The organism is Rickettsia sp. (genome assembly GCF_965035265.1).
The window spans coordinates 1-5,167 of record NZ_CBCDJS010000086.1 but is presented as its reverse complement, the minus strand read 5'-3'; the positions used below and the strand labels follow the sequence as shown (position 1 = coordinate 5,167).

Below are 5,167 nucleotides of genomic sequence, written 5' to 3'. Positions count from 1 at the left end.
TTATCTTTTGTTGGACCTTTAGTAACTACTATCCCCCAAGTAATTAAAGGCGAAATATCATCCGGCCAACATCTTTGAATCGGCAATATATTGATATTCGGCTTGTCAATGACGATTTCATGACAAGCGGCTTTGGATACGATTTTAGGGGACATAGCAAAGATACGCTTAGCAAGCGGTAACATTGATAATGTTTCTTTAAAAGATGCTGGGGGTTGCGGTTGCTTAAGAAATGCGAGTAAAACACCAAGCTCTCTTAATTCCTCAACATTCTGAAGCTTAAGCCCTATGCAAATACGCTTTATACTAGCATAAAGATTAGTTAGAACAGGTATATCGGACTTACTACCATCGGCTTTTATAACATTTTCAAAAAGTAATGCAGGTCCACCTTGTGCCAATACTCTTCTACTAATCTCCGTAATTTCTAGATCAGTTTTAACTGGGGTAGAAATACGCTTTAACTCACCGTTTTTTTCTAAAAATCTTAAAAATTCTGGTAAATCTTTAAAGCTCATAGTTCTATTTTTTTGTTTGTAATGTGTGGCTTATTTTATCGTCATTGCGAGAAGACGCCATAGGCGTCGACGAAGCAATCTCAGGATATTTGACGAGATTGCCACGCAGCCTACGGCTGCTCGCAATGACGGTGCGGGGTGACCAGTTCCCTACTTACTAAAATTAGCCTTTACCTGTATATCATTCTGAATAATTGTGTAGTTAATTAGCTCGTCAATTATAGAATTTTTAATGTTATATATTATATTTTTTTCTGAATTTACATGAATATTTTTAGCCGTTAATTCATCGATACTTCTAGATTTAATATGTGCAAAATATACTTCATTACCTACCTGAAATACAGGAGTATCACTCCCTATTTTAGTATTAAAAATTGATAATAACATCTCAGGAATTAATGTTAACTCATTTTCCATTTCCGCTCTAATATAGCTTCTCTTGCTTATTTTTATTCCAGACCCCTTAAGCTCTTTTACATTTTCTTGATCTGAATTATATTCCTTTGCTAAATCCTTAATAATTTTTAAGTTTATATCTGCGATATTCTGCTTTACCCAAACTTTATTTACCTGCTCTTTAATAGCATCAAATTCAGGTATTTTTGCTGGCTGAATCGATTTTAATTCTACCAATATAAGATAGCTTTTATCTTCCGCCTCTATAGGATAAGATAACTCTCTTTCCGAAAGCTCAAAAATACTATCGGCATTTTCGGCAATTATTTTATCTTCAATAAGCTCTGCATAACTGACATAGTTAACGTTTTGTATCGGTAGCTTATATTTTTCAGCAATTTCAACTAAGCTAGAACCGGCTGCAACGTCATCTTCCAGCTTTTTAGCAAATTCCATATTAAGTATATCGATTTTTTGAGCCTTTAATAAATCATGTAATTGTTTTTGTACCGATTCAAAACTTTGATTCCCAAACTCGTCTTTATTTTCATTATAAAATTCTAATAACTCATCTTGAGTAACTACAGTCTTTAGATCCTTAATATTAGCTTTAATATAAGAAAAGCTGCGTTTCTCAGGTACTTCAAACGAGGTTTTATTATCTTGGTAAAAATCCTTTAATTGCTGATCTAGAGGAGTAGGAATTTTAAAATCTTTTGGCTTATTTTGCAAATCTATTTGTACTAACTCTACTTCTCTTTTTTCAGCCATATAATCTACTATATTGTCAGTCATAGCTTTAGGAACATAGAAGCTTTCTACAAAAGTACTAACAAAGATATGCTTCAAAGCTTTTTCTTTGAAGTTTAATAAATATTTTTCTTCATCCATATAAGAATTTCTAAAATAAGTTTTAAAAATTTTTATATCGAAAACGCCTTGCTCATTTTTAAAAACCGGTGATTCTTTAACTAAAATTTTAACTGTATCATCACTTAGATCTAAATCATAGTAACTAACTAAATAATCTAAAACATTATCGTAAACAAGTCTTTTAAGGATTCGGTTATCAATATTTAACTGCGTAATTTCTTCATCGGTTAAACTTGTTCCCGTTTGCTTACTTATAGCATTAATTTCTAAAGATTTTGCTCGCAAAAAATCTTCCTGGGATATATTTTTCACATGAGAAAAAGTAACAATATCGCCGCCTCTTCTTCCGTTTAATACATCTTTAATACCAAAGCCGACAAAAGCAAAAGCAATCATTGCGAATAAAACCCGCATTATAAAACTATCGGCAGTTTTTCTAATATTATCTAACATAATTTTTTATTTAAATTCTTTAAGTGACCATATGTCATTCTTAGCTAGAAAGACATGAGACCTATGTCATTCCCGCGTAGGCGGGAATCCAGTACTTTAAAGCTTTTTAAAAGCTTAGGTTATCTCGCTTTACCCTAGATTCCCGCCTACGCGGGAATGACATTTAAACCATTTCTCAAGACTCCATTATAAAGCAAAAAAGCCTATATAGTCAAACTATATAGGCTTTTATATTATTTTTATAGACGTTCGATGTCATTCTTGCGTGATTCGGCTTTTCGTCATTGCGAGGAAAGGCAAAGCCTTGAAGTGGCAACCTCAGGATGTTTGACGAGATTGCCGCGTCGCTTCGCTCCTCGCAATGCCAAGCTCATTAGAAGTTTACACGAACTTTTACACTACCTTGCTGAGCGAAATACTTACTTCCGATATTGGTATCGTAGTTAATGCCGTATTCCATCATTTTGTGCTTAGCAGTAACACCAACACCAACATCAAAGCTTGTTTTCTTTGGCTTAAAGCTGTTGGTCGGGAATGGAGCAGTCATACCTTGTAATCTTGCATCAATTGCCGGAGCTTTGTTTTTGAACGCATAATCAACCATTGCATAAAGTGCAGGTGTTAACACCACTTCACCCACATTGATATTGCTTGATACTTTACCACCTAATAAACCGTCGAAAGTATTATAATTCTTTCCTTTGACTAGAAGATTTTGGTAAGTAGTACCGGTTTCTTTATACCCCTTATCTTTGATGTCAGAGTATCTAATTCCTGCCATCGGTGTTACTACCAATGGCATAGCACTAACTGTTTCAGGTAAGGCATAAGTATAACCTGCCATTAACTGCCCTGTATAATTTTCAGATTTATACCTACCGCTTGCTGTTTGATAGCCGATAGTCTCTAGTCCCGTTGAAATAACACGTCTTGATTTACTTGTTACTTTGCTATCACCATAAGAGGCAACACCTTCAACAAAGAAATTAGACTGAGGTAAGTTATATAAACCGTATAAAGAGAAGATATTACTACGTACCTTATTCTTATCGCCGCTCTTAGCGTCTTTCAGCTTTACGTCAGTTTCTGCTCTAGTATATGCAAGTCCTAATACTGCATCATCGTTAATTAATGCGTCAAAACCTAAAGTACCGCCGGTTGTGTCAGATTTATAACCGCTGATATTTTGGATTTTCTTCTGCGTTGCATTACCGACAAATGGATTTATCCATGCACCAAACTTAGCATCCATATCCTCATCACCGGAAGAAACAGGTCCTTTATTTTCGGCTTGTACTTTATCCACCCTAGCATTGATAGAAGTTAAATTACTTAAAATATTACCGGATATTGCTTGGCTGGATGCAGCGACAACTTCACTAGGTTTTACAACGTCTTGTATCAGATGACCTACGGCGTCTACTATCTGTGAATTTGTCATATCACCGAAGTTAGCAAGAGCCTGACGTGCATCTGAACCGTTTGGAGCATTTTCCATTAACTCAAGCGATGTTTGAGTAACCCCTGTAAACTCTTTTTCTATCACTTCTTTAGCTACATCCTCTGCAAATAAAGTTAAAGTCGATGCATCAAAAGTAAATTTAACAAAACGGTTGTCATTATTAACGGTTATTTTAACATTCTCTTCAGGGGTAGGCTTTAAACCGCCTGCTGTTTCTGCAGATATTACCGTATATTTTGTATCTGGACTTATATTATTAATGTCTAAATTAGTAGCAGTAACAACAAGTGCTAAAGTTGAAGCCCTTGATAAATCAAGAGTACTACCTGATTTAATTAAGATATTACCGCCTGACTTAGCTGCTCCGTCAAAAGTAGTATTTAAGGTTAATGTATCGGTAAAGCTACCAGTACCCGTATATGCTACTTGATTTGCACCTAAAGTAAGTGTAGTACCACTACCTGTTATATCACTGTTAAAGGCTAGGCTATTACCGAAATTCATAGCAGCACCGTTAGCTACAAAGCTTGTAGCCGTTACATCTTTAGCAAAATTATTGATAGAATCTTTAGCTAAAGTAACAGCACCTGTATTAGTAAATGTATCAGCAAAACTTGTAGTACCGCCAAATGTCGCAGTACCTTTTGCATTAACGCTACTTGCAAAACTTGTAGTACCTGCCGTGGTGATATCACCGACCTCATTACCGACTTTACCGACTATACCGCTAACACTACCACCATTCGTAAAGTTCAGCTTTAGAGCCTGACCGCCTGTAGCATTAATTGCACCGGTTAATTTAAAGTTCGCAGGTAATGTTAAAAGTGCTGTACCGTTACCTTGGATTTCACCTATCTTAATCTCGCCGCCTGCTCCGCCGATAGATACAGCTCCAGCACCTACTTTTAACATTGCGATGCCGTTAACACTACCAAGCTTACTTGCACCTAAAGCTATTAGTGTGCCGTTATTATTACCACCGGTATTTTGTACAGCACCGGTAATATTTACTTTATCATTTAATGTTACCGTAGCATTTTTCCCTTTAAAATCTAGGAAACCTCCAATGTTGCCGGTTTGAGTTAATTGAACTGCATCATTAAGTAATGTTACATTAGCCGGAGTAGCTCCAAGCTTTATAGCACCGGCGGTATTAAGCTCTATATCTGTTGTATTAAAAATAATACCTGTTGTATCAAAATCTCCTGCTCCTTGGAAAACTATAGCTTGTAACTTATTAGGTCCACCAAGTGTAACCCCTCCGGCTATCGTTAATTTTTTCCCTGCGTTTACAGAATTTAAGATTACTATACCTTCATCGGGATTATTAGGATTTATATTTGCGCCTAATGTGATTGTACGGTCATTTGCATTTGAACTATTTTGTAATACTAATGTGGCATCTGCATGTGCAAATTCAATATTTGCTGCCGGTACATTTAAATTACCTTCATTTGCATCA

The 5,167-nt window shown here is 35.7% G+C and carries 3 protein-coding genes; all 3 read right to left on the bottom strand.

Features of this window, described 5'->3' with window-relative positions; genetic code table 11:
* A partial coding sequence (locus AC1Z7D_RS05775) for a UbiD family decarboxylase domain-containing protein (protein WP_482602778.1) occupies positions 1-518 on the bottom strand: 518 nt, incomplete at its 3' end.
* 150 nt (positions 519-668) lie between these two features.
* On the bottom strand, positions 669-2,243 hold the full coding sequence (locus AC1Z7D_RS05770; protein WP_482602776.1) for a SurA N-terminal domain-containing protein: 1,575 nt from the start codon (positions 2,241-2,243) through the stop codon (positions 669-671).
* A 373-nt stretch (positions 2,244-2,616) separates the two neighbouring features.
* The coding region (locus tag AC1Z7D_RS05765; protein WP_482602774.1) for an autotransporter outer membrane beta-barrel domain-containing protein at positions 2,617-5,167 on the bottom strand (2,551 nt) is incomplete at its 5' end.

What these genes read in the sequence shown, in the direction of transcription:
- AC1Z7D_RS05770 (WP_482602776.1), bottom strand. Translation starts at nt 2,243, where the DNA reads ATGTTAGATAATATTAGAAAAACTGCCGATAGTTTTATAATGCGGGTT.